This window comes from Aeromonas sp. ASNIH4, assembly GCF_002934425.1.
GTDB lineage: Bacteria > Pseudomonadota > Gammaproteobacteria > Enterobacterales > Aeromonadaceae > Aeromonas > Aeromonas hydrophila.
In genome coordinates, this window is sequence record NZ_CP026217.1 from 1,480,922 (window position 1) to 1,505,471 (window position 24,550).

20 protein-coding genes are annotated in these 24,550 nt (G+C 63.1%); 12 read left to right on the forward strand and 8 right to left on the reverse strand.

From position 1 onward, the window contains the following. Positions 1 to 2 precede the first annotated feature (2 nt). From C2U40_RS06960 to C2U40_RS06970, 3 genes are all read left to right on the forward strand, one after another. Positions 3 to 734 (forward strand): substrate-binding periplasmic protein, encoded by a 732-nt coding sequence (locus C2U40_RS06960; RefSeq protein ID WP_103828719.1) that lies wholly within the window; start codon positions 3 to 5, stop codon positions 732 to 734. A 100-nt stretch (positions 735 to 834) separates the two neighbouring features. Then, positions 835 to 1,842 carry a vitamin B12 ABC transporter permease BtuC gene (btuC, locus tag C2U40_RS06965; protein ID WP_103828718.1) on the forward strand — a complete coding sequence of 336 codons (1,008 nt, stop codon included), beginning with the start codon at positions 835 to 837 and terminating at the stop codon, positions 1,840 to 1,842. After that, positions 1,829 to 2,614 (forward strand): ATP-binding cassette domain-containing protein, encoded by a 786-nt coding sequence (locus C2U40_RS06970; protein ID WP_181014921.1) that lies wholly within the window; start codon positions 1,829 to 1,831, stop codon positions 2,612 to 2,614. The genes btuC and C2U40_RS06970 overlap by 14 nt, the downstream gene beginning before the upstream one ends. Positions 2,615 to 2,635: 21 nt before the next feature. Here the strand turns inward: C2U40_RS06970 and aac(6') are convergent, their stop codons facing one another. Continuing rightward, positions 2,636 to 3,094 (reverse strand): aminoglycoside 6'-N-acetyltransferase, encoded by a 459-nt coding sequence (aac(6'), locus tag C2U40_RS06975; RefSeq protein ID WP_103828717.1) that lies wholly within the window; start codon positions 3,092 to 3,094, stop codon positions 2,636 to 2,638. A gap of 6 nt (positions 3,095 to 3,100) precedes the next feature. Then, positions 3,101 to 4,165 (reverse strand): 3-deoxy-7-phosphoheptulonate synthase, encoded by a 1,065-nt coding sequence (locus C2U40_RS06980; RefSeq protein ID WP_017410874.1) that lies wholly within the window; start codon positions 4,163 to 4,165, stop codon positions 3,101 to 3,103. 155 nt (positions 4,166 to 4,320) lie between these two features. Here C2U40_RS06980 and C2U40_RS06985 point away from each other — a divergent pair, with 155 nt between their 5' ends. Then, on the forward strand, positions 4,321 to 4,701 hold the full coding sequence (locus tag C2U40_RS06985) for a diacylglycerol kinase (RefSeq protein ID WP_011706544.1): 381 nt from the start codon (positions 4,321 to 4,323) through the stop codon (positions 4,699 to 4,701). A gap of 207 nt (positions 4,702 to 4,908) precedes the next feature. On the opposite strand, the gene serA is transcribed toward C2U40_RS06985, so the two are convergent. The 4 genes from serA to C2U40_RS07005 form a co-directional block, all read right to left on the reverse strand. Next, positions 4,909 to 6,141: a phosphoglycerate dehydrogenase gene (serA, locus tag C2U40_RS06990; RefSeq protein WP_024946386.1), complete on the reverse strand. Its 1,233-nt coding sequence runs from the start codon at positions 6,139 to 6,141 to the stop codon at positions 4,909 to 4,911. Between the two features lie 218 nt (positions 6,142 to 6,359). After that, on the reverse strand, positions 6,360 to 7,013 hold the full coding sequence (rpiA, locus tag C2U40_RS06995) for a ribose-5-phosphate isomerase RpiA (RefSeq protein ID WP_011706540.1): 654 nt from the start codon (positions 7,011 to 7,013) through the stop codon (positions 6,360 to 6,362). A gap of 185 nt (positions 7,014 to 7,198) precedes the next feature. Beyond that, entirely contained in the window at positions 7,199 to 7,798 is a 600-nt protein-coding gene (locus tag C2U40_RS07000; protein ID WP_039216002.1) for a 5-formyltetrahydrofolate cyclo-ligase, read from the reverse strand. 132 nt (positions 7,799 to 7,930) lie between these two features. Next, complete coding sequence (locus C2U40_RS07005; RefSeq protein ID WP_016351189.1) at positions 7,931 to 9,265, reverse strand: Na+/H+ antiporter NhaC family protein; 1,335 nt, start codon at positions 9,263 to 9,265, stop codon at positions 7,931 to 7,933. Between the two features lie 310 nt (positions 9,266 to 9,575). On the opposite strand from C2U40_RS07005, the gene dapB reads away from it, so the two are divergent. From dapB to C2U40_RS07030, 5 genes are all read left to right on the forward strand, one after another. Beyond that, a complete protein-coding gene (dapB, locus tag C2U40_RS07010; RefSeq protein ID WP_011706537.1) occupies positions 9,576 to 10,388 on the forward strand; it encodes a 4-hydroxy-tetrahydrodipicolinate reductase in 813 nt (270 codons plus the stop codon). A gap of 688 nt (positions 10,389 to 11,076) precedes the next feature. Then, positions 11,077 to 12,213, forward strand: coding sequence for a glutamine-hydrolyzing carbamoyl-phosphate synthase small subunit (gene carA, locus C2U40_RS07015; RefSeq protein ID WP_029300048.1), 1,137 nt, complete (start codon positions 11,077 to 11,079; stop codon positions 12,211 to 12,213). Between the two features lie 16 nt (positions 12,214 to 12,229). Next, the gene (carB, locus tag C2U40_RS07020) at positions 12,230 to 15,466 is read left to right on the forward strand and encodes a carbamoyl-phosphate synthase large subunit (RefSeq protein WP_103828716.1); all 3,237 of its coding nucleotides are present in this window, start codon (positions 12,230 to 12,232) and stop codon (positions 15,464 to 15,466) included. A gap of 485 nt (positions 15,467 to 15,951) precedes the next feature. Beyond that, positions 15,952 to 17,610 carry a 2-isopropylmalate synthase gene (gene leuA / locus C2U40_RS07025; RefSeq protein WP_103828715.1) on the forward strand — a complete coding sequence of 553 codons (1,659 nt, stop codon included), beginning with the start codon at positions 15,952 to 15,954 and terminating at the stop codon, positions 17,608 to 17,610. Positions 17,611 to 17,702: 92 nt separating this feature from the next. Then, a complete protein-coding gene (locus C2U40_RS07030) occupies positions 17,703 to 18,956 on the forward strand; it encodes a DUF1615 domain-containing protein (RefSeq protein ID WP_103828714.1) in 1,254 nt (417 codons plus the stop codon). 54 nt (positions 18,957 to 19,010) lie between these two features. Here the strand turns inward: C2U40_RS07030 and C2U40_RS07035 are convergent, their stop codons facing one another. Next, a complete protein-coding gene (locus C2U40_RS07035; RefSeq protein ID WP_103828713.1) occupies positions 19,011 to 19,865 on the reverse strand; it encodes a nuclease-related domain-containing protein in 855 nt (284 codons plus the stop codon). A 222-nt stretch (positions 19,866 to 20,087) separates the two neighbouring features. Then, the gene (locus C2U40_RS07040; RefSeq protein ID WP_103828712.1) at positions 20,088 to 21,044 is read right to left on the reverse strand and encodes a hypothetical protein; all 957 of its coding nucleotides are present in this window, start codon (positions 21,042 to 21,044) and stop codon (positions 20,088 to 20,090) included. Between the two features lie 222 nt (positions 21,045 to 21,266). On the opposite strand from C2U40_RS07040, the gene C2U40_RS07045 reads away from it, so the two are divergent. From C2U40_RS07045 to speG, 3 genes are all read left to right on the forward strand, one after another. Beyond that, a complete protein-coding gene (locus C2U40_RS07045) occupies positions 21,267 to 22,850 on the forward strand; it encodes a CHASE4 domain-containing protein (protein ID WP_043123959.1) in 1,584 nt (527 codons plus the stop codon). Between the two features lie 230 nt (positions 22,851 to 23,080). After that, the gene (locus C2U40_RS07050) at positions 23,081 to 23,731 is read left to right on the forward strand and encodes a DedA family protein (protein WP_011706529.1); all 651 of its coding nucleotides are present in this window, start codon (positions 23,081 to 23,083) and stop codon (positions 23,729 to 23,731) included. A gap of 99 nt (positions 23,732 to 23,830) precedes the next feature. Continuing rightward, positions 23,831 to 24,364, forward strand: a complete 534-nt coding sequence (gene speG, locus C2U40_RS07055; protein ID WP_016351180.1) for a spermidine N1-acetyltransferase — start codon at positions 23,831 to 23,833, stop codon at positions 24,362 to 24,364. The last annotated feature ends 186 nt before the right edge of the window (positions 24,365 to 24,550 follow it).

Sequence of the window (24,550 nt, forward strand, 5' to 3'; positions counted from 1 at the left end):
GGATGGGCAAGACAAGCTGGGGTGTGCTTGGTCTGCTGTTTGCCTGCCTGGTGCATGGGGCGCCGACCCTGACGGTGGCCACCGATGTCTGGCCGCCGTTTCGGATCGTGCAGCCGGACGGCCGCTTCGGCGGACTGGACATGGACATCTTGCAGCAGTTGCAGCGCCGCAGCGGCATCCGCTTCGAGGTGAAACGGGTGCCCTGGGGGCGGGCGCTCAAGCAGATGCAGACCGGCCAGGTCGACCTCATGATCGGGCTGGCGATGACGGTGGAGCGGGCGGCCTTCATCGATTATCTGCAGCCGGCCTACTATCAGTGCCGGCCGGCCTTCTATGGCAAGGCGGCGGCGGTATCGACCCTGCGCACCTACGCCGACCTGCAGGGCAAGAAGGTGGGCTATGTGCTCAATTCGGCCTATTTTGCCCCCTTTGATGCCGATAACCGACTCGACAAGCACGGGGTGCCCACCGAGGATCAGCTGCTGCGCATGGTGCAGCGCGGCCACCTGCCGCTGATGATCGGCACCGACTGCCAGGTGGACTACGCCCTGAGCCAGGACAACGAGGCCGGCCTGCTCAAGGCGGCCTATCAGCCACCGCAACCTGTGGTGCTCTATCTGGGCATGAGCAAGCACTCCCCCCATCAGGCGCTGCAGCAACCGCTGGCCTTGGCCCTGCAGGAGCTGGTGGCAAGCGGCGAAATTGCCGCCCTCGCCAAGCCTTACCAGCCTTGACCTCGGGTAGTAACACGCTGTTATCATGCGTTTTTCATGACTCGCGCCGGCTGCTCGACAGGCTCTGGCGCCGGCTCCTTCTCACCTTCGGAGAGCCTCTGTGTATCTCTCTTTGCTCGCCCGCCAGCAGCGCTGGCAGCGGCGCTGGTTGCTCGGCCTGCTGCTGCTGACCCTGGCGCTGTTCCTCTGCTCCCTCGCCTGGGGCGAATTCGTCTTGTTGCCCTGGCAGCCGCTGGGGGATCTCGAGCAGCGCATCCTGCTGGAGCTGCGCCTGCCGCGCGCCCTGCTGGCCCTGCTGGCGGGGGCGGCGCTCGCCTGCGGTGGCGCCGTGCTGCAGGTGATGCTGCACAACCCGGTGGCCGAACCCGGCCTGCTCGGCGTCTCGAGCGGGGCGGGATTGGCCGCCATGGTGGCGATGGCGGTGGCCAAGGCCCTCGGCGTTTATCTGCCGGGCTGGGGGCTGTCGCTGGCGGCCTTCGGCGGCGCCCTGCTGGTGACCATGCTGCTCATTCGGCTGGCGCGCCGGGCTCGGCTCGGCCACGCCCGGCTGCTGCTGTTCGGGGTCGCCATCGGCATCCTCACCAACGCCGCCATGACCTGGCTGATGTACTTTGCCGATGACGGCTCCCTGCGTGAATTCATGTTCTGGATGATGGGCAGCCTGGCCTACGGCAGCCAGCAACTGGCCTGGTGGTGGCTGCTGTTCCCGCTCGCCCTCGGCTGGCTCGGTTGGCAGGGCAAGGCGCTGCAGCAACTGCTGCTGGGAGAGACCCAGGCCCGCCTGATGGGGCTCGATGTGGACAAGATGCGGGTGCGGCTGGTGCTGGCGGTGTGCCTGCTCACCGGCATGGCGGTGGCGCTGTGCGGCGTCATCGGTTTCGTCGGGCTGGTGGTACCCCATCTGCTGCGGCTGTGTGGCGGCAGCGATCAGCGCTTCCTGCTGCCCGCCTCGGCGCTGGGGGGCGGCGCCCTGCTGCTGGCAGCCGATCTCATTGCCCGCTCCGCCCTGCAGGCGGGGGAGCTGCCCATCGGGGTCATCACCGCCTCGGTCGGCGCCCCGCTCTTCATCTATCTGTTGTTGAGGCAAGATGCCCATGCCAGCACCTGATCTCCTCGGGGGCCAGCCCCCCTTGCTGGCGGCCCGCGCCCTGGCCGTCGCCAACCGGCTCGCACCCCTCGACCTTGCCTGGCAGGGGGGCCAGCTGGTAGCCCTGCTCGGCCCCAACGGCAGCGGCAAGTCGACCCTGCTCGGCGCCCTGGCCGGCCTCTTGCCGGGGCAAGGGGAGGTGCGCATCGGCGGGGCGTCGCTGGCGGACTTGAGCTGGCCGGCGCTGGCACAGCGGCGGGCCATGCTGCCCCAGCGCCAGCCCCAGCTGTTCCATATTCCGGTGTTCCAGGTGCTGAGCTTGGGGCTCGATGAGGCTCAACCTGCGGCCAGACAGAACGAGGCTATTCAGGCGCTGTGCCAGGCGCTGGAGCTGGAAGCCTTGCTGGCGCGGGACTTCAGCCGCCTGTCGGGCGGGGAGCAGCAGCGGGTGCTGATCGCCCGCACCCTGCTGCAGGTGTGGCCGAGCCTCAATCCGGGCGGGCGCGTATTGCTGCTGGACGAACCGCTGGCGGGGCTGGATCTGCACCATCAGCTGGCGCTGCTGCGGCTGCTCAAGCAGCTGGCCGGGCAGGGGTTGCTGGTGGTGCTCGCCATCCACGACATCAACCTGGCCATCGACTGGGCTGATCGCCTGCTCTGTCTGCAACAGGGACGGGTGGTGCGGGAGGGGGGCGTCGAGCTGGTGGACGAGGCGCTGCTGGCGCAGGTGTTTCAGATAAAGACCGATCGCATCGAGGCGGGCGGCCGGGTCTGGTTTATGCCGAGCCTGTGAGAGACAAGCAAGGCCCTGGCGTCAGCCGAGGGCCTTTTTGAAGAAGACGACCCGCTCCGTTTCGGCAAAGCCGAGCCGCTGGTGCAGCTGCTGGGAGGCAAGGTTGTCGATGGCGACATCGGAGGCCAGCTCGCGACAACCCAGCTCGCGGCCCCACTGGGCCACCCGGGCGATCAAGGCCTGGGCCAACCCGCGCCGGCGTGAAGCCGGCTGCACATAGACCCCTTCCAGATAGACCACCGGGCTGCTCTCGCAGCCGTTCACGTAATCGCGGCGCAGGGCCGCATCGGCAAAGGCCACGGCCTGGCTCTGCGCATCCAGCACCAGAAAGGCGTTGAGATGGGCTGCGGCCAGCAGTTCGGCCCCGTCCTGCAGATGGGCCGCCATTTTGTGGTGCGGCCACAGCTGCTGGCGCAGGGTTGCCCACTGCGCCAGCAGCGTCTCGTCGAGGGGCACTATCCGCCAGTCGGCGTTCGTCATCCGCACTCAACCCTGCTGCTTGGCAAGGCGCACCAGGGCGGCCTCGGCCAGCATGGCCAGCAGGGTTTCGGTGTCGCTCCAGGAGAGGCAGGCATCGGTGATGCTCTGGCCGAAGGTGACGGCGCAGCCGTTCTCCACATCCTGCCGCCCTTCCACCAGGAAGCTCTCGGCCATGATGCCGGCAATGCCGGTGCGGCCGCGGCGCAGCTGATCGCAGATGTCCTGCGCCACCAGCAGCTGGCGACGGTGATCCTTCATGCTGTTGCCGTGGCTGAAATCCACCACCAGCCGCTCGGGCAGGCCGACGTCGGCCAGCGCTTCGCACGCTTCATCGATGCTGGCGGTGTCGTAGTTGGGGCGGTGACCGCCGCGCAGGATCACGTGACCATAGGGGTTGCCGGCGGTGCGGTAGATGGTCATCTTGCCGTCCTTGTCCGGGGAATAGAAGATGTGGCTGTGACGGGCGGCGCGCACCGCATCGATGGCGATGCGGGTGTTGCCGTCGGTGCCGTTCTTGAAGCCGACCGGGCAGGAGAGGGCGGAGGCCATCTCGCGGTGCACCTGGGATTCGGTGGTGCGCGCGCCGATGGCACCCCAGGTGATGAGATCGCTGATGTACTGGCCGGTCACCATGTCGAGGAACTCGGTGGCGGTGGGCATGCCGAGGGCGTTGATGTCCACCAGCAGCTTGCGGGCCAGTTTCAGCCCTTCGTTGACGTCGAAGCTGCCATCGAGGCGCGGATCATTGATGAGGCCTTTCCAGCCGACGATGGTGCGCGGCTTCTCGAAATAGGTGCGCATCACGATGCACAGGCTCTCTTTATACTGCTCGCGCAGGGCATTGAGGCGCAGAGCGTACTCGTGGGCGGCGGCCGGGTCGTGAATGGAGCAGGGACCGACGATGACCAGCAGGCGCTGATCCTCACCGGCCAGGATCGCTTCCACTTCGCGGCGGGCATCCAGCAGATTCTGGGCAACGGTGTCGCTTAACGGGAAGGCGTGCGCCAGTTCGCTGGGAGTGATCAGGGACTCCAGGCGACGGGTGCGCAATTCATCGGTGTGAATGGACATACGACTCGATTCTCGAAATGGGTGGCGTGGGCAGTAGCAATGACTGAGTGCCGAAGAGGCAAAGGGATAAAATAAAGCAAAAAACCCCTGATGGAAACCTCGAGGGGCTCTGATAGGATGTGAGCCCCAAAACGATTCCAAATGAGGTAGATAGCGTGGCAAAGCCAGGGGCAACCGGGGTCACCCGCATCATCAATGCAACCGGTTACAGCATGAAGGGGCTCAAGTCAGCCTGGATCAACGAGGCGGCCTTCCGGCAGGAGCTGATGCTGATCCTGCTGTTGATGCCGCTGGCATTCTGGATCGGCGATACGCTCGAGCAAATCCTGCTGCTGGTCTGTATCAGCTGGCTGGTGGTGATCGTCGAGGTGCTCAACTCCGCCGTCGAGGCGGTGGTGGATCGCATTGGCTCCGAACATCACGAGCTCTCCGGTCGCGCCAAGGATCTGGGCTCCGCCGCCGTCTTTATCGCGCTGGCCCTGAACGCCCTGGTGTGGGGCGCTTTGGTTGGCCGAAATCTGCTGGGTTGGTGGTAAGTCAGGCCGCATTTTCTATCGCGTCATTGCTCTTTCCTTTGGAAGATGGCTGGGTGAGGGAGGTCTCCTCTCCCCCTCATCCCCACCCCTTCTCCCACGAGGGGAGAAGGGGGTAAAGGAGCAAGGACGCGGATGTGCGTTGAGCATCGCAGCATAAAAAAGCCCGTCATCACGACGGGCTTTTTGCTGGGCGGCTCTGCAGGCCAATCAGTGCAGGATACGGGCACGGATGGTGCCGCCGATCTCCTTGAGCTTGGCCAGCGCCTTCTCGCTGTGCTCGGTCTCCACGTCGATCACCACGTAGCCGATGTGGCTGCTGGTCTGCAGGTATTGACCGGCGATGTTGATCCCCTCGTCGGCGAAGATCTGGTTGATCTGGTTCATCACGCCGGGCTGGTTGCGGTGAATGTGCAGCAGGCGGCTGGAGCCCTTGTGGCCGGGCAGGGAGACCTCGGGGAAGTTGACGGCGGAGAGGGTGGAGCCGTTGTCCGAGTATTTGACCAGCTTGTTGGCCACTTCCAGCCCGATGTTCTCCTGGGCTTCCTGGGTGGAGCCGCCGATGTGGGGGGTCAGGATCACGTTGTCCAGCCCGCGCAGCGGAGTGAGGAACTCCTCGTCATTGGACTTGGGTTCGCTTGGGAAGACGTCGATGGCGGCGCCGGAGATGTGACCGCTCTTGATGACGTCGGCCAGGGCATCGATGTCCACCACGGTGCCGCGGGAGGCGTTGATGAAGATGGCGCCCGGTTTCATCATGCGCAGTTGCTCGGCACCGATCAGATCCTTGGTGGAGGCGGTCTCAGGCACGTGCAGGCTGATGACGTCGGACATGTTGAGCAGCTCGACCATGCTCGGCACCTGGATGGCGTTGCCGAGGGAGAGCTTGTTCTCGATGTCGTAGTAGTAGACCTTCATGCCGATGCTCTCGGCGATGATGCCGAGCTGGGTGCCGATGTGGCCGTAGCCGATGATGCCAAGCTTCTTGCCACGGGCTTCCACCGAACGGTTGGCCAGTTTTTCCCACACACCGCGATGGCACTTGGCGTTCTTCTCGGGGATGCCGCGCAGCAGCAGCAGGATCTCGCCCAGCACCAGTTCGGCCACCGAGCGGGTGTTGGAGAAGGGAGCGTTGAACACCGGGATGCCGCGCAGATGGGCGGCGTCGAGCTCGACCTGGTTGGTGCCGATGCAGAAGCAGCCGATGGCCACCAGCTTGTTGGCGGCATCCAGCACCTTCTCGGTGATCTGGGTGCGCGAGCGCAGCCCCACGAAATGCACGTCACGAATGCGCTCGATCAGATCTTCTTCGGAGAGAGAGGTCTTCAGATACTCCACACTGGTGTAACCTGCGGCACGAAAGGTTTCCACCGTGTTGGGGTGAACCCCCTCCAGCAGCAGTACCTTGATTTTATCCTTGTCCAGTGAAAACTTGGCAGTCATGACGATCCCTCTATGTTTGCAAAAGTGAGTGCAGATATGGTGTGTGAAGAAAACCGTAAAGTAGCAAAAACGTTTGGGAGAGGGAATATTTGTGACGAAAGTCAAATTCTTTGAAGTTTTCAACGATAGTTGTAAACGAGGGTTTGCAACTCATTGAGCAACCAATAAAAACGGCGCCATGGGGCGCCGTCTTTCATTGGGGTGTCTTGGCAGGCACCTTATTGGGTGATGACCCCGTCGGGAGTACCAATCAGCACCACGTCTGCACCGCGGTGGGCGAACAGGCCGTTGGTGACGGTGCCTACGATGGCATTGAGCTGCACTTCCAGCCCCTTGGCGTCGGTGATGGCCATGCCTTTCACGTCCAGGATGTGGTTGCCGTTGTCGGTGACCACCCCTTCACGCCAGACCGGGTTGCCGCCGAGCTTTCTGATCTCGCGGGCCACGTATTCGCGGGCCATGGGGATCACTTCCACCGGCAGCGGGAAGGTGCCGAGCACGTCGACTGTCTTGGTGTTGTCGATGATGCAGATGAACTTGTCGGCCACGGCGGCGACGATCTTCTCGCGGGTGAGGGCGGCGCCACCACCCTTGATCATGTCGCGGGTGCCGTTGATCTCGTCGGCACCGTCCACGTAGACGGAGAGGGCGTCGATCTCGTTGAGGTCATACACGGTGATGCCGAAGCCCTTGAGGCGTTCGGTGGAGGCCACGGAGCTGGATACCGCCCCCTTGATCTCGTCCTTCATGGTCGCCAGTGCATCGATGAAGTGGTTGACGGTAGAGCCGGTGCCTACCCCGACGATGGTGCCGGGAACCACATACTTGAGCGCAGCCCAACCGGCCGCCTTCTTCATTTCATCTTGAGTCATGATCGATCCTTTGGAAAAAAGCGGCCGCATTATATCCAAGCCGCCCCCCCAGAGCGACCACCCAGCTCACGTTCCGGGCCAAAAACTCGCAAGATGTAAATCGTTTGCCTGTTTATTGTGCCATGTCATTGCACCATGGCTGTGGCAGCAGGGCGTGACGAGTGCGGCAGAGGGGGCAGACGGTCCTAGCCGGGAAAGTGCCAGCAGCGGCTGGGGGTGATGATCTGGGGCAGCGGTACGTCCCACTCCTCCTGCGGCACCGCGTCCACCTGCTGGCAGTCGTGGGCGAGCCCCAGTGGCTTGGGACCGAGCCGATGTTCATGCCAGCAGGCGAGGGTGCGATCGTAGTAGCCGCCGCCCATGCCGAGCCGGTTGCCCGCTGCATCGAACGCCACCAGAGGGGTGCAAATCAGATCGAGGGTGCTGTGGGGCACCACCTGCTGCATGTCGAGCTCCGGCTCGGCGATGCTGTAACGGTTGCGGGTCATGGGGCTGGTGGCGGTGTAGCGCAAGAAGAGCAGGTGGCCCGGGGTGAAGGGGTGCAGCACCGGCAGGTAGACCTCTTTTTGCTGGGCCCACAGCCAGTGGATGGCGGGCAGGGGATTGAGCTCGCCGTCGTTGGCCAGATAGAGGGCGATGCGTTTGGCCGCCAGGATCTCGGGATGCTGCTTGAACTGGGCAACCAGCTGCTGGGCCGCCTGCTGCTGCTCGGCCTGGGTCAGGCTCTTTCTGCGCTGGCGGATGAGCTGGCGCAGGGATTGTCTTTCAGGCTGGGTATCCGGCATGGGGGCTCCTCTGATGAACGGGCGGGGGGCGACGAGCGGATCGCGCTGACAGGCGATCACCTTAACAAGGCCGCGCCGGGTTGAACAGCGCGGTTCGGCCGCCGGATCCTCGAGGACCCGGCGGCCGCACTATCAGGCGTGGGCGGCTTTGCGCATCTGGTGCTTGACGAACACCGCCACCAGGGCGGCCAGCGCCAGCGCCATGGGGTAGAAGCTCATGCTCACCACCGCCAGCGGCGAGAGGGCGAAGATGGAGCCCAGCAGCAGTGCCTGGGCACCCCAGGGGATGAGCCCCTGCACCACGCAGGAGAAAATGTCGAGCATGGAGGCGGCGCGGCGCGGGGTGACCCCGTGGTGATCCGCCAGCTCCTTGGCCACCTTGCTGGCGACTATGATGGCCACCGTGTTGTTGGCGGTGCAGAGGTTGGTGAGGCTCACCACCCCGGCGATGCCGAGCTCGGCCGCCTTCTCGTTCTGCTCGCCGTCGTGCTGACGGGTGAAGCGGGCGATGAGGGCGCTGATGCGGGCGCTGATCCAGGCCAGCCCCCCCTGACGCTCCATCAGGGCGCCGAGGCCGCCGATCAGCATGGAGAGCAGGAAGATCTCCTGCATGCCGGTGAAGCCCTGATAGATGTCCTTGCTGAACTGGCCGAGGGGGTAATCCCCCAGCAGACCGACCCCGCCGGCTGCCAGAATGCCGAGCCCCAGCACCATGAAGACGTTCATGCCAGAGAGGGCCAGCACCAGGATCAGCAGGTAGGGCATCACCTTGAGCAGCTCGACATGGGCCTCGGTGGCAGGGGCATCCCCGACCGACCCCAGGGTCAGATAGAGCAGGATCACCCCGATGGCGGCCGGGGCGGCAATCTTGAAGTTCTCGCGAAACTTGTCCTTCATCTCGCAGCCCTGGCTGCGGGTGGCCGCAATGGTGGTGTCGGAGATGATGGAGAGGTTGTCGCCAAACATGGCGCCGGAGAGGATGGTGCCCGCCATCAGCACCGGATCGATGCCGGCGGCCTGGGCCACACCGAGCGCCACCGGTGCCACGGCGCCAATGGTCCCCATGGAGGTACCCATGGCGGTGGCGATGAAGGCGGAGATGAGGAACAGCCCCGGCAGCAGGAACCAGCCGGGGATGAGGGAGAGGCCGAGCGCGACCGTGGCATCCACCCCGCCGGTGGCCTTGGCCACGGTGGCGAAGGCACCCGCCAGCAGATAGATGAGGCACATCGCCATGATGTTGCTGTCACCGACCCCTTTGAAGAAGGTCTCGAGGTTCTTGTTGAACCCCTCCTTGCCCAGCACCAGCGCCAGCATGACGGCGGGGAGAGCGGCGACGGGGGCGGGCAGCTGATAGAAGGCGAACTCGACCCCCTGCAGGGTCAGCCAGGTGCCGGTACCGATAAAGAGAGCAAGAAAGACCAGCAGAGGCAGCAGGGCTCTGGCGCTGGGTTGAGTCTGGATCATGTGTTCCTCGATGGTTGAACATGACCTCCCTGTCTCAGCCAGCCCGCAGTGGGGTGAGCGTGGCGGGCATCCTGCCGCTATGGGGCGTCTACAGTAGTGAGTCGTGCCCGCCCGGTCAAGATAGCCGTCCAGATGGATGCTGCTTTTTGTCTGGTGATTTTGCTTAATTGATTAAATCCGTCAAATATTCGGATTTAAAGAGATATGTCGTTGAATTTTCGGGTGACTAACGGCGGCCACGGCGGGCTTTTCAAAGCCGGCGCAGGCTGGTAAAACGGTCTCTTTCCTTAATAGAGATGAGAGGGTGGAGATGGACAATCCGATCCGTGTGGCCGTGATGGGCTGTAATGGTCGTATGGGCAAGGTGCTGCTGGAGGCGATCAGCCATGCCGAGGGCGTGGTGGTCGGGGCGGCGCTGGAGCGACCGGGCTCCGCCGTGATCGGGCTGGATGCCGGCGAACTCAACGGGCTGGGTCGGCTCGGCGTCATCATCAGCGACAGCCTGGACAAGGTACGGGACGAGTTTGATCTCATCATCGATTTCACCCGCCCCGAGGTGACCCTGGCCAACCTGGCCTTCGCCCGGGCCCACCACAAGCAGATGGTGATCGGTACCACCGGCTTTGACGACGCGGGCAAGGCGGCGCTCAAGGCTGCCGCCGGCGAGATCGGCATCGTCTTCGCCTCCAACTACTCGGTCGGCGTCAACCTGGTGTTCAAGCTGCTGGAGCAGGCCGCCAAGGTGATGGGGGATTACACCGACATCGAGATCATCGAGGGGCACCACAGACACAAGGTGGATGCACCGTCCGGCACTGCGCTCTCCATGGGCGAGGTGGTGGCCAAGACGCTCGGACGTGACTTGAAAGAGTGCGCCGTCTACGGCCGCGAGGGGATCACCGGCGAGCGGGATCGCAACACCATCGGCTTTGCCACCATTCGCGCCGGCGATCTGGTGGGGGAGCACACCGTCATGTTCGCCGACATCGGCGAGCGGGTGGAGATTAGCCACAAGGCCTCCAGCCGCCTCACCTTCGCCAACGGTGCGGTGCGCGCCGGCAAATGGCTCAAGGGGCAGGGTGCCGGCCTCTATGACATGCAGGACGTGCTCGGCCTCAAGTAACCAGATCAGCTGACAACAGGGGCCCCGTGGTGCGCACGAAGAGGCTGCCCGGCCCGTTTGTCTGTTAAAAACCCCGCTCATGCGGGGTTTTTTATTGGTGATTTTGTATAAATGCCGATTACGCAGCGATTTTCATGCGAAATGGCATAAATCCTTCCTCTCTGCTGCTGCGCCGGATCTGCCATTGCACAAATGTCATCGGCTGGTAACGAAATTGGGCCTCAATAGCCCCTGTCAGGGCATTTTTTTACATCCATCAAAACAGACTAAAAATTCAAACACAGAAAAACGTTTTCCATTTTTCAAGGCCACTCATCTTCCATAAAAAAGCTGTTTGCAGGCTTTGATATTTTTTATGTAAAACTTCATTTTATTGTTTTTTAAGGATTAAAAATGGATTTTTGTATCAATGGCGGCCTCTTGGTCTGGATCGGTAGCAACTTTTGCCTTTTCTTTTCAGGGTGGGGGTTGCAAAGCGATTGAGTGCATAGATAATGGGTAATGTTGCTTGTTTATTGAATTTAGATGCATTTCAGATGAGAAAAGACGTTGAAATGCGATCGTTTTTAAGTAGAATGCGCCCAATTTGCCAGAAATCTGCCGGGTTCGAGTCCTGTCCAAGGCCGGAACCGAGCCCGCAACACCCAGGTAAATTGCTGAATTTAAAGCTAAATAACTGGAGGTTGTCTTGAATCACACTGCATTGCTAGTGCTGGAAGATGGAACTGTGTTCAAAGGCGTGTCGATAGGCGCCGAGGGATGTTCCGTTGGTGAAGTGGTTTTCAATACGTCGATGACGGGCTATCAGGAAATCCTCACCGATCCCTCTTATTCCCGCCAGATAGTCACCCTCACTTACCCCCATATAGGCAACACCGGCACCAACAGCGAAGATGAAGAGTCCAGTCAAATCCACGCGCAGGGATTGATCATCCGGGACCTTCCGATACTTGCCTCCAATTTCCGCAATCAGCAATCCCTCTCCGAATACCTCAAGTCTCACAACATCGTTGGCATCGCCGACATCGACACCCGCAAACTGACCCGCATCCTGCGCGAGAAAGGCGCCCAGGCCGGCTGCATCCTGGCGGGTAAACAGATAGATGAAGGGTTTGCCCTCGAACAGGCCCGTGCCTTCCCCGGTCTGAAGGGGATGGACCTGGCCAAAGAGGTGACGGTTGGCGAGGCGTACAACTGGACCGAGGGCAGCTGGCAGCTCGGCAAGGGGCACGTCACCCCGGCTGCCGACCAGCTCAAATACCACGTGGTGGCCTATGACTTTGGCGTCAAGCGCAACATCCTGCGCATGCTGGTGGACCGTGGCTGCCGCCTGACCGTGGTGCCGGCCAAGACCCCGGCTGCCGAGGTACTGGCGCTGAACCCCGATGGCATCTTCCTCTCCAACGGCCCTGGCGACCCCGAGCCGTGCGACTACGCCATCGAGGCCATCGAGGCCTTCCTCAAGACCAATATCCCGGTGTTCGGCATCTGCCTGGGTCACCAGCTGCTGGGTCTGGCCTCCGGCGCCAAGACCATCAAGATGAAGTTCGGCCACCACGGTGCCAACCACCCGGTGAAGAGCCTCGACGACAACACCGTCATGATCACCGCCCAGAACCACGGCTTTGCGGTGGACGAGCAGACCCTGCCGGCTTGCCTGCGCGCGACCCACGTCTCCCTGTTCGACGGGTCACTGCAGGGCATCCATCGCACCGACCGTCCGGCCTTCAGCTTCCAGGGTCACCCCGAAGCGAGCCCGGGCCCGCACGACTGTGCCGGTCTGTTCGACCACTTTATTGAATTGATCAAGCAGTATCGCGCTTAAGAGGAAAAGAGAAGCCATGCCAAAACGTAACGACCTACAGAGCATCCTGATCCTCGGCGCCGGCCCCATCGTCATCGGCCAGGCCTGCGAATTCGACTACTCCGGCGCCCAGGCCTGCAAGGCCCTGCGCGAGGAGGGCTACCGCGTCATTCTGGTGAACTCCAACCCGGCCACCATCATGACCGACCCGGAGATGGCCGACGCCACCTACATCGAGCCCATCACCTGGGAAGTGGTGCGCGAGATCATCAAGAAAGAGCGCCCGGACGCCATCTTGCCCACCATGGGTGGCCAGACCGCACTCAACTGCGCGCTGGATCTGGAAAAGCACGGCGTGCTGGCCGAGTTCGGCGTGGAGATGATCGGCGCCACCGCCGATGCCATCGACAAGGCTGAAGATCGCTCCCGCTTCGACAAGGCGATGCGCAGCATTGGCCTGGAGTGCCCGCGCGCCGGCATCGCCCACAACATGGAAGAGGCCTGGGGCGTGCAACAGATGGTGGGCTTTCCCTGCATCATCCGTCCCTCCTTTACCATGGGCGGCTCCGGCGGCGGCATCGCCTACAACCCGGAAGAGTTCGTCGAGATCTGCGAGCGCGGTCTGGACCTGTCGCCGACCAAAGAGCTGCTCATCGACGAGTCGCTGATCGGCTGGAAAGAGTACGAGATGGAGGTGGTACGGGATCGCAACGACAACTGCATCATCGTCTGCGCCATCGAAAACTTCGACCCCATGGGTATCCACACCGGTGACTCCATCACGGTCGCGCCAGCCCAGACGCTGACCGACAAGGAGTACCAGCTGATGCGCAACGCCTCCATGGCGGTGCTGCGCGAGATCGGCGTCGAGACCGGCGGCTCCAACGTCCAGTTCGGCATCAACCCGAAAGATGGCCGCATGGTCATCATCGAGATGAACCCGCGGGTGTCGCGCTCCTCCGCGCTGGCTTCCAAGGCGACCGGCTTCCCCATCGCCAAGATCGCCGCCAAGCTCGCCATCGGTTACACCCTGGACGAGCTGATGAACGACATCACCGGCGGTCGCACCCCGGCCTCCTTCGAGCCGGCCATCGACTACGTGGTCACCAAGGTGCCGCGCTTCAACTTCGAGAAGTTCGCGGGCGCCAACGACCGCCTGACCACCCAGATGAAGTCCGTCGGCGAAGTGATGGCCATCGGCCGCAACTTCCAGGAGTCCCTGCACAAGGCGCTGCGCGGCCTCGAGACCGGCAAGACCGGCTTCGACCCCATGGTTGACCTGAACGCTCCTGACTCCCTGACCCGCATCCGTCACGAGCTGCAGGATGCCGGCGCCGAGCGTATCTTCTACATCGCCGACGCCTTCCGCGCTGGTCTCTCCATGGACGGCGTGTTCAAGCTGACCAAGATTGACCCCTGGTTCCTGGTGCAGATTGAAGAGCTGGTCAAACTCGAAGAGCAGGTGAAAGAGCGCGGCATGGCGGGTCTGGATGCCGACTTCCTGCGCGCCCTCAAGCGCAAGGGCTTTGCCGACGCCCGTCTGGCCAAGATCCTCGGCGTGGCCGAAGGGGAAGTGCGCAAGCTGCGTGCCCGCCACAACATCTTCCCGGTCTACAAGCGGGTCGATACCTGCGCCGCCGAGTTCGCCACCAACACCGCCTACATGTACTCCAGCTATGACGAGGAGTGCGAAGCCAACCCCACCAACCGCGACAAGATCATGGTCATCGGTGGCGGCCCGAACCGCATCGGTCAGGGCATCGAGTTTGACTACTGCTGCGTACACGCGGCGCTGGCCCTGCGCGAAGATGGTTACGAGACCATCATGGTCAACTGCAACCCGGAGACCGTCTCCACCGACTACGACACCTCGGACCGTCTCTACTTCGAACCGGTCACTCTGGAAGACGTGCTGGAAATCGTGCGCGTCGAAAACCCGAAAGGCGTCATCGTCCAGTACGGCGGCCAGACTCCGCTCAAGCTTGCGCGAGCATTGGAGGCCAACGGCGTGCCGGTCATCGGCACCAGCCCGGACGCCATCGACCGCGCCGAAGACCGTGAGCGCTTCCAGTCCGCCGTCGAGCGCCTCGGCCTCAAGCAGCCGGAAAACGGCACCGTCACCGCGCTGGAGCAAGCGGTGCTGACCGCCGAGCGCATCACCTACCCGCTGGTGGTCCGTCCCTCCTACGTACTGGGTGGTCGCGCCATGGAGATCGTCTATGACGAGCAGGACCTGCGCCGCTACTTCGCCGAGGCGGTGAGCGTCTCCAACGAGTCGCCGGTACTGCTGGACCGCTTCCTGGACGACGCCACCGAGGTGGACGTGGACGCCATCTGCGACGGTGTGGATGTGGTCATCGGCGGCATCATGGAGCACATCGAACAGGCCGGCATTCACTCCGGTGACTCTGCCTGCTCCCTGCCGCCCTACACCTTGTCCAAGGCCATCCAGGACGAGATGCGCGAGCAGGTTCGCAAGCTGGCCCTGGAGCTTGGCGTAGTCGGTCTGATGAACGTGCAGTTCGCGGTGAAAGACAACGAAATTTACCTCATCGAGGTGAACCCCCGTGCCGCCCGTACCGTGCCGTTCGTCTCCAAGGCCACCGGCGCCCCGCTGGCCAAGATCGCCGCCCGTGTGATGGCCGGCCAGAGCCTGAAAGAACAGGGCTTTACCCAGGAGATCATCCCGCCCTACTACTCGGTGAAGGAAGTGGTACTGCCGTTTGCCAAGTTCCCAGGCGTGGATCCGCTGCTGGGGCCAGAGATGCGCTCCACTGGTGAAGTGATGGGCGTGGGCAGCAGCTTTGCCGAGGCCTATGCCAAGGCGCAGCTGGGTGCCGGTCATCAGGTGCCGCGCGAAGGGCGTGCCCTGCTCTCCGTTCGCCACAGCGACAAGGAGCGGGTGGTCAACCTGGCCGCCAAGCTGCTGGAGCTGGGCTATGACCTCGACGCCACCCACGGCACCGCGGTGACCTTGGGGGAGGCGAGCATCAACCCGCGCCTGGTCAACAAGGTGCACGAAGGTCGCCCGCACATTCTGGATCGCATCAAGAATGGCGAGTACACCTACATCGTCAACACCGCCGAGGGTCGTCAGGCCATCCAGGACTCCAAGCAGCTGCGCCGCGGGGCCCTGCAGCACAAGGTGGCCTACACCACCACGCTGCACGCCGCCTTTGCCACCTGCATGGCCATCAGCGTGGATGCCACCGCCAACGTCAACTCGGTGCAGGAGCTGCACCAGAAGGTCGAGAGCCAGCTGAAAAGCCGCTAAGACCGCGTGATGAAGGAGGGACGCCTCCTTTGTGACCCGATAAAACCCCGCCAGCGATGGCGGGGTTTTTTATTGGCAAACAGGTTGGACTGTGATGGCAACCGGCGTCACCGAGCAACAGGTTCAGGGTGATATTCACCACCGTGAAGCAGAAAGTGTCGCAATGATTGCGCAATAGATGTATTTGACAGCATTCTTTGCAATCTCTCGCTCGCGTCACCTCTCTATACTGGTTTCTCGTCACAGGATTTATCGACCCAGGTCGTCTGCGCCTGCCAACGCAGGGGCAAGCAGATCGGGCCCGCAGCCTTATCGGGTTGTGCGGCCGGCCCCCACTTACCGGAAGGGGCCACAGGAAACCGGGCGTGGGGCTACCGCCGCACGACCGGCCAGGGCCAGCGTTATCGCGCCAACCCGCTTCCCCTCCTTGTCCCCGTCAATCAGCCCAGCCGTACCGCCAGGACATCTGCCAAGGGAATCAGAATATGAGCTTCGATCATCGCAAATACCGCCGTGCCCCCGTCATCAATCTGTCGGATCGCCAGTGGCCCAACCGGGTGCTGGAGCGGGCCCCGCTCTGGTGCGCGGTGGATCTGCGCGACGGCAACCAGGCGCTGGTCGAGCCCATGACGGTGGCCCAGAAGCTGCAGATGTGGGCGCTGATGGTGCACATCGGCTTCAAGCACATCGAGGTAGGCTTTCCGGCCGCCTCTCAGCCCGATTTCGACTTCGTGCGCGAGCTTATCGACCGCAATCTCATTCCGGACGACGTCACCATCCAGGTGCTGGTGCAGGCGCGCGAAGATCTGATTGCCCGTACCTTTGAGGCCCTCAAGGGGGCGAAGCGGGCCATCGTCCACGTCTACAACTCGGTCAACCCGACCCAGCGCAACTACGTGTTCAACTCCGGGCGCGAAGGGGTCAAGGCCATCGCCGTGCAGGGGGCGCGCTGGGTGCGGGAGTATGCGGCCCGCAATCCGGGCACCGAGTGGAGTTTCCAGTATTCCCCGGAGAGCTTCAGCAGCACCGAGGTGGAGTTCGCCGTCGAGGTGTGTGACGCCGTTATCGATCAGTGGCGCCCGGCTGCCCGCCCGATGATCCTGAACCTGCCCGCCACCGTGGAGGTGAGCACCCCCAACGTGTTTGCCGATCAGGTGGAGTGGTTCTGTCGTCACCTCAAGGCGCGCCCCGAGGTGAGCATCTCCATCCACACTCACAACGATCGGGGCTGCGGGGTGGCCGCCGCCGAGCTGGCGGTGCTGGCGGGGGCGGATCGCATCGAGGGCACCCTGCTCGGCAACGGTGAGCGCACCGGCAACATGGACATCGTCACCATGGCCATGAACCTCTACAGCCAGGGGATCGATCCCGAGCTCAATCTGGCGGACATGGATGCCATCGTCGCCACCGTGGGGGCCTGCACCCAGATTGCCCTGCACCCGCGCCACCCCTATGCCGGCGAGCTGGTTTACACGGCGTTTTCCGGCAGCCACCAGGATGCCATCCGCAAATCGCTGGCGGCAGAAAAACCGGATCACTACTGGGACGTGGCTTACCTGCCCATCGATCCTGCCGATCTCGGCCGCAGCTACGAGGCGGTGATCCGCATCAACAGCCAGTCCGGCAAGGGGGGCGTCACCTATCTGCTGGAGCGCGACCTTGGCCTGCAACTGCCGCGCTGGCTGCAAATTGACTTCAGCCGCCGGGTCCAGGCCGAGGCTGAGGCAAGCAGCAGCGAGGTAAGTCCGGAGCAGATCCGCACCCTGTTCGAGCGCCACTATCTCGAGCCCGCCCACGGCTATCGCATCGGTCGCTTCCAGCTCGGTCGCGACAGCCAGGAGAGCCTGCGCCTCGAGCTGCAGACCCCGACGGGCTCGCTGCAGCTCAGTGGTGAAGGGGAGGGGGCCATCACGGCGCTGGTCAACGGCTGGCAGCGCCAGACCGGCATGCACATCGACGTGCTGGATTACTCGGAACATGCCTTAAGCGCCGGCACCGAGTCCCGCGCCGCCGCCTACGTGCTGCTGAGCGTCGACGGGACCCGCACCTGCGGGGTGGCCATCGGCCGCGACGTGGTCAGTGCCTCCCTGCAGGCGGTGATCAATGGCGCCGCCCAGATAGAGGCGCTGCGCCAGAGCGCCTGATCCTGGCATCGTCTCGACCCTTGGGGGCCCTCGCCACACAGGCGGGGGCCCTTGTCATTGATGGCTTCTGCTCCCCGTCTCAATCCTCTACAATGCCCTGCCTGTCTGCGTCCGGATACCCTTTGCGGGGGCCGGGACGCCTCATCCACCGGGAAGCATTCATGTCTCATCTCATCGTCTGTCGTCATTATCTGGCCCCGCTGCTGGCCACCTTGCTGCTGGCCGCCTGTGCCAGTGAACCCGTCAGTCAGGGCGATGCCAGCAAGCCTGGCAGCGCCGCCGTCACCGGGCCGGCCATCGCCAGGCCCGCCCCGCTGCCCAAGGCCCAGGTCCCCCGGGCGCCCGCCAGCATGCAGTCACGCATTGTGCGGCTGCTGCCGGCCCGCACTGTGGATCGCAACGGCTGGGCCCAGGATATCGTCACCGCCCTCGCCAAACAGGAGCTGGCGGTGACCGACGAGAACGTCTGCTCCGTGCTGGCGGTGGCGGAGCAGGAGTCCACCTTTCAGGCCGACCCCGTGGTGCCGGGCCTTGGCAAGATCGCCTGGAAGGAGATCAACGCCCGCGCCGGCAAGCTGCTGATCCCCGAGTTCGTGGTGCGCACCGCGCTCTCCATCAACTCGCCTACCGGCAAAACTTACGCCGAGCGCATCGACAAGTTGCGCACCGAGCGGGAGATGAGCGAGATCTTCGAGGACATGATAGGGGAGGTGCCCATGGGCAAGACCCTGTTCGGCAACATGAACCCGGTGCGCACCGGCGGCCCCATGCAGGTGAGCATCGCCTTTGCCGAGGCCAACACCGACGGCTATCCCTATCCGATCAAGGAGTCCATTCGCCACGAGGTATTCAGTCGCCGTGGCGGCATCTGGTTCGGCACCCGTCACCTGCTCAACTACCCGGCCCAGTATCCGGATCACCTCTACCGTTATGCCGACTTCAATGCCGGCTGGTACGCCAGTCGCAACGCCGCCTTCCAGGCGGCGGTGAGCCGGTTGAGCGGCAAGCCGCTGGCGCTGGATGGGGATCTCATTCGCTACGACTCCGAGCTGCCGGGCAAGACAGAGCTGGCGGTGCATACCATCGCCGGCCAGCTCAGCATGAGCCAGCAGGCCATCCACCAGAGCCTGAAGCTCGGCGACACCAGCGAGTTTGCCCAAAGCGATCTCTACCACAGGGTCTTCGTACTGGCCGATCGCAAGGCGGGCAGCCGGCTGCCCCGCGCCGTGCTGCCGGGGATCTCTCTCAAGAGCCCCAAGATCACCCGCAACCTCACCACCGCCTGGTTTGCCAAGCGGGTGCAGTGGCGCCAGCAAACCTGTCTGAAGCGGCTGGGGTCGCTGTAACTGCAATAACAAAGGCGGCCAATGGGCCGCCTTTGTTTTATGTCGTGAAGTGGATCAATTCCCCTGCAAAATGCCTCTACATTTTGGAAATCCGCTGCATCCCCAAAACTGATTGCCCTTGTTCTCCCCTCGAGTTGCGGTGCGCAATACCATTGTGCTGCCACATCTGGGGCAGAGCGGGGGTGGATTGTCCGCTGGCGATACGCTCTGTGAGGGTGGGTTTGCAACGGATTGCCTGACAGGCGTGCGGGTGGAAACATGGTTGGCGGATGGGTCGGCATGGCGTGCCTTGAGCTGGGTGACATGCTGCCGGTGGGTTTGCCAACTGGCGGTCAAGCGGCCTTGCTGAATGGTGTCGACAATCCGATCAACGTCGGCGGTGCTCAAGACGGGAGTGGTCTTGCTCTTGATATGGCTGATCAGTCCGCGACGCATGACGTTCTCCGGCATGGGGGTCTTGAAGGTGCAGTCGCCAATAAAATAGACGATGGAATGCAACTGGTGATCCGCCAGCCCCAGCAGGGATTTGAGGGTCATCAGGTGCAGATAGTTTTGATGCAGCGGGTTTTGAAAGCCGTGCCGGCGTCGAAACAGCTGCTGGGTCCAGCGCTTGTGTCTGGGATCGCCGAAGATCCACCCTTTCATGTTTTTGGTTTCTATCACGAATACCCCGAAGCGGGAGATGATCACCTGATCGATCTGGGTGCTGCCCTGCTCGAGCGGCAAGGTGACATTGCTAAGCAGATGATATTCCTGCCGATCGAGAAAGAGCCGGATGCTGAGATTGAGCAGCCACTCCCCGATCATGCCCTTGAACCAGGGGCTCTTGGCGATGGTGGCCAGCAAAAACAGTGGCAGCAGAAACCAGAGCTGGTTCAGCAGAACGGCCATCAGGGCGGTAACGTCCATGTCATCTCTCCTCGCTCCCGATACCTCTCCCTGGTGACGGGGCACTCTTATGGTGTGAGCCTGGTGTGGCACCAGAGGATTGGCGCCATCCGGAAAATGGGGTGCCGAAGTGAGCACTGTAGCGAGTTGACCAGAAGGAATGTGTGACCGCTTGCACCAACTGAGCGGCGCATCACTCTTTTTGTGCCAATGCCAGAGAGGGAAGCAGCCGCAGGGAGTGGCCTAGAAGCTCATCGCCAGCCCGACGCCGTAGCCGCTGGTGTTGTGGCTGAACATATAGCGGGCCACCAGCCGGGTGCGGGTGACGAAGATATCGTACTTGCTGCTGTCGAGCTCCACCCCGAGGCCGAGGGAGTTGAGGGAGTTGAAGCCGAGCAGGCCGCGCTGCTCGCCCAGGTATTCGGTGCGGGCTCCCTCCATCACGTAGCGCACGGGTTTGCCCAGCAACGTCAGATTGCCGATGGGGGCGCGCCGACGCAGATAGAGGCCGAGGTTTTCGGCATTGGCCTGGCCGGTCACGCTGGCGGCAGTGCCACCGAAGCTCTGCAGATGCTGATAGGAGTAACGCAGCTCGGCGTCGATGTCCTGGCTGGGGGAAAACAGCTCGTAGTCCAGCATCATGGCGCCGCCGAGGCCGTAGACGTCGAGCCGGCCACCATCGAGAAAATCGAGGTTCTTGCCGGTGTACTGGCCCAGCAGCCAGTTGCCGATGCGCAGATCGCTCGCCACCGTGCCGAGGGTGACGTTGCCGATGGGGCGCAGCACCCAGTTGCCGCCGTGGCTGTCCCGGTGCAGCCCTATGTCCCAGCCGATCCCGCCGGTGGCCGTCAGGCTGTTCCACTTGGTGGGAACGGTGCGGCTCTCGCTGCCGTTGCTGACCACGAACTGGGGATCGTAGCGGCTGAACCCCAGGGTTCCTTCCAGATAAATCGGCACGCTCTCGCTCATGGTGGCGCCACCGCCGACCTGGGTCATGTTGAGCGCCGCCGACTGGTTGGTGCCGCTGCCGATGTTGATGTTGCTGGCGGTGATGTCGGGCACCACGGTAAAGGTCATCAGGGAGACCACGGCGTTGGCGCGCTGCTGCACCAGCGAGTCGTCGTCAGCCATGGCCTGGCAGCTGCACAGCAGGCCGAGCAGCAGGGCGGGGCGAAGCGGAAGGGTGAGAGGTGTGAACATGCCGGGATCCCGTGAAGCCTCTTCCGATGAGGCACGGTTACACTGTAGCGATTTTTTGTTCGCTTGGCAGCCCCAACCGTGAGCCGGATGACGCCATTTGTGCCCATTCACGCCATGGCAGTGCAGGCAGGTCACCCTGGCGAGCTTTTTCGCGCAAGGGGCAGGCGCAGAGGCAAAATCCATTAAACTCAATGGGTCACCTGTTCGGGAGTGTGGGTAAAGATGAAGATCAGCCGCAAGATTACGCTGACCATAGTGCTGACGCTGCTGCTGTTGCTGGGGGTCGGCTATGTCGGCCTTCATTATGTGGTCGGCAACAAGTTCGGCGAGCTGGAGCGCATGAGCGTGGAGCGCAACCGCGAGCGGGTCCGGGCCGTGGTGCAGGCCGAGCTTGGTCAGCTCACCATGCTGGGGCAGGACTGGTCCGAGTGGGACGAGACCTACGCCTACATGGTGAGCCGCGATCCCGCCTATCTGGCGGCCAATCTCAACGTGCGCACCTTCGAGACCCTGGGGGTGGATCTGGTGGCCCTCTATGATGCGGACAAGCAGCCGCAGGCGGCGTTTGCCTATCATGGCGGCCAGCTGGTGACGCAGACCCCGGCCCAGCTGGCGCCTCTGACCGATTATCTGGTGCGCTACGGCAGCCTCAAGCCCAATGCCGGCATCTGGTTTGACGGCGAGCGTTACTACCTGCTGGCCGCCACCCAGATCCTGACCAGCGAGGGGGAGGGGCCGAGTCGCGGCACCCTGCTGCTGCTCAAGGCCTTCACCACCCGGCTGGTCCATCAGCTGCAAAAGCGCACCAATCTCTCGCTCTCCTTTTTGAGCCCGCAGCAGCTGGCCACCAGCCTGGGGGTCACCACCCTGGCCCGGCTCAGGGCCAACGACAGCCTGATACTGCCGCAGGAGGAGCGGCTGCTCACCCTGGCCCAGATCGATACCCTGCAGGAGGACTCTCCCCTCATTTTTCGCTTCACCCTGCCACGGGATCTGATGCTGGAGGGCAAGGCCATCGAGCGCCACATCTTCTGGCTGCTGAGCCTGGGGACCTTGCTGTTCGGGGCTCTGGTGCTGCTGATCCTCAACGGCTATATCGCCGCCCGTCTGCAGCGGCTGAGCGCCAATCTGCGGCTCATCGGCGACGACGGTGCGGTGCGCCGGCTGCTGGTGGAGGGCAACGACGAGATCTCCCAGGTGGCCATCGACTGCAATCGGATGCTCGATCATCTGGACAGCCTGCGTCAGCGCCAGCTCGACAGTGAAGCCCGCCAGAAACTGCAGCATGGCGCCCTCATTCATCTGGCCAAGAGCGATCTGCTGAGCGGCGAGGATCCGGGTCAGGCGGCGCGCCACATCAACGAGGCGATCTGTTCCGGCACCGGCGCGGCGCGGGCCAGCGTCTGGTTCAGTGCCGAAGACAAGCAGAGCATGTACTGCCAGGATCTGTTCTTTTTGCCCAAGCTCCATCACCAGCAGGGCTTTCACCTGCCCTATGCCTTGATCCAGGGGCGCTACGAGGTCTCCAAACCCGAGCATGAACCCTGCCTCATCCTGCGCGAGCCCTACGATCTGGCGCGCTTTGGCGCCATGCTGGCCCAGCTCGGGCTGGAGGGGCTCTCCGGCACCATCTTGATGGCCCCCCTCAAGCAGGGGGATGAGCTGCTCGGCTTCATCATTGCCGAGCGGGCCAGGCTGAGCGAGGTATGGCATCCCGACGAACTCGCCTTCGTGTTGTCGGTGTGCGATCTCTCGGCCCAGACCCTGCTCACTCTCACCAAGCTGCAGCGCCTCAAGCGCAGTTGACGCCGTTTTGCTGTCTGGGCCCCTCCAGCCGGAGCGGGCCCGATTTTTTTGCTGGCCCTGGCCGATTATCTCTCCTATCCATGACCTGTATTAATTTCTTGTTCACTTGGCCGGGTGTATAACGGGCCACCCTCAGGGAGAAAAGGGGTTGGCGACAGGGAGGGTCTGCCGCACCGGAGGCCGTCAGGCCGCCCAGGATGGATGCTCACGAAGTTGATGGGAGTCACCAGATGCAGGACATGCTGCTTGCCATATGGCAACAGGACTTTGACCAATTGATCCAGATGCAGGCGGTGGGCCTGCTCGTCACCTGCCTGGTGGTGATCCTTTTTCTCGAATCGAGTTTCGTGTTTCTGCCCCTGCCCGGCGACAGTCTGGTGCTGCTGGCCGGCGGGCTGGTGGGAATGGGGGTGCTCGGCCCCGAGGTTACGCTGCTCTACATGCCGCTGGCGGCGGGGCTGGGCAGCCTGATCGCCTATGTGCAAGGGCAGGCGCTGCACGGCACCGCCTTCATGGGCCACGTGGAGCGGATGATCCCGGACGGCAGCCTGCCGCGAGCCTCCCGCCTGCTGCACAACTACGGCTTCTGGGCCATGTTCTCCTCCCGTTTCGTGCCCTTCGTGCGGGTGCTGACGCCCATGCTGATGGGGGTCTCGCGGCTGCACCTGCCGCGGGTGATGATCGCCAGTTTTGCCAGCGCCTTCCTCTGGGCGCTGGTGCTGAGCCTGGTGGGCAAGGCGGTGATGGCGGCCCCGGTGTTCGCCCAGTATCACGAGCTGCTGACCAAGTGCCTGCTGGTGACCTCCCTCGGTCTGTTCGTCATCGCCATGGCCGCCATCGCCATCCGGCTGCTCAAGCGCCCGACCAACCGCATTCGCTGACCGGCCGGGGCAGGGGCCCCGCCGTCTGTTGCTCTCACTCTTCATGGCGCCGCCGCCCCTGGCTGGCCGGCGTCCCTTCACTCTGCAAGCAGGTACCTTATGTCATCCCACGACACCTTGACCCTTCGCCCCCTCGAGCGCGAGGATCTCAAGTTCGTCCATCAACTCAACAACAACGCCAGCATCATGCGCTACTGGTTCGAAGAGCCTTACGAGGCGTACATGGAACTGGCCCAGCTCTATGACAAGCACATCCACGACCAGCACGAGCGCCGCTTCATCCTCGAGGTGGCGGGCGACAACGTGGGGCTGGTGGAGCTGGTGGACATCCGCAGCATCCATCGCCGCGCCGAATTCCAGATCATCATCGCCCCCGCCCATCAGGGGAAGGGCTATGCCAAGACCGCCACCTTGAAGGCGATGAAGTACGGCTTCAATGTGCTCAACCTGCACAAGCTCTATCTCATCGTCGATCGGGACAACGCCCGGGCGATCCACATCTATCAGGAGCTGGGCTTCGAGCCGGAAGGGGAGCTCAAAGAGGAGTTCTTCATCGATGGCCAATACCGCACCGCCATTCGCATGTGCCTGTTCCAAAGAGACTTCCTGGCCCAGAATGGTCGAGGTGGCTGAACTCCCGTGCGGACATGAAGGGCTGCTGGCGGGGCGTGTTCGCCTTGCCAGCCAGGCGGCCCTGGCCCCATGAAAAGGGCGCGTATTTGAGGCAGAATTTGCGCCATCTATCTGTTACACTTCGCGCCCGCCATTTTCCGGCCACTCTCTGACTTGATGTCAGGCACAGCCGTCGGTGGTCTGCAC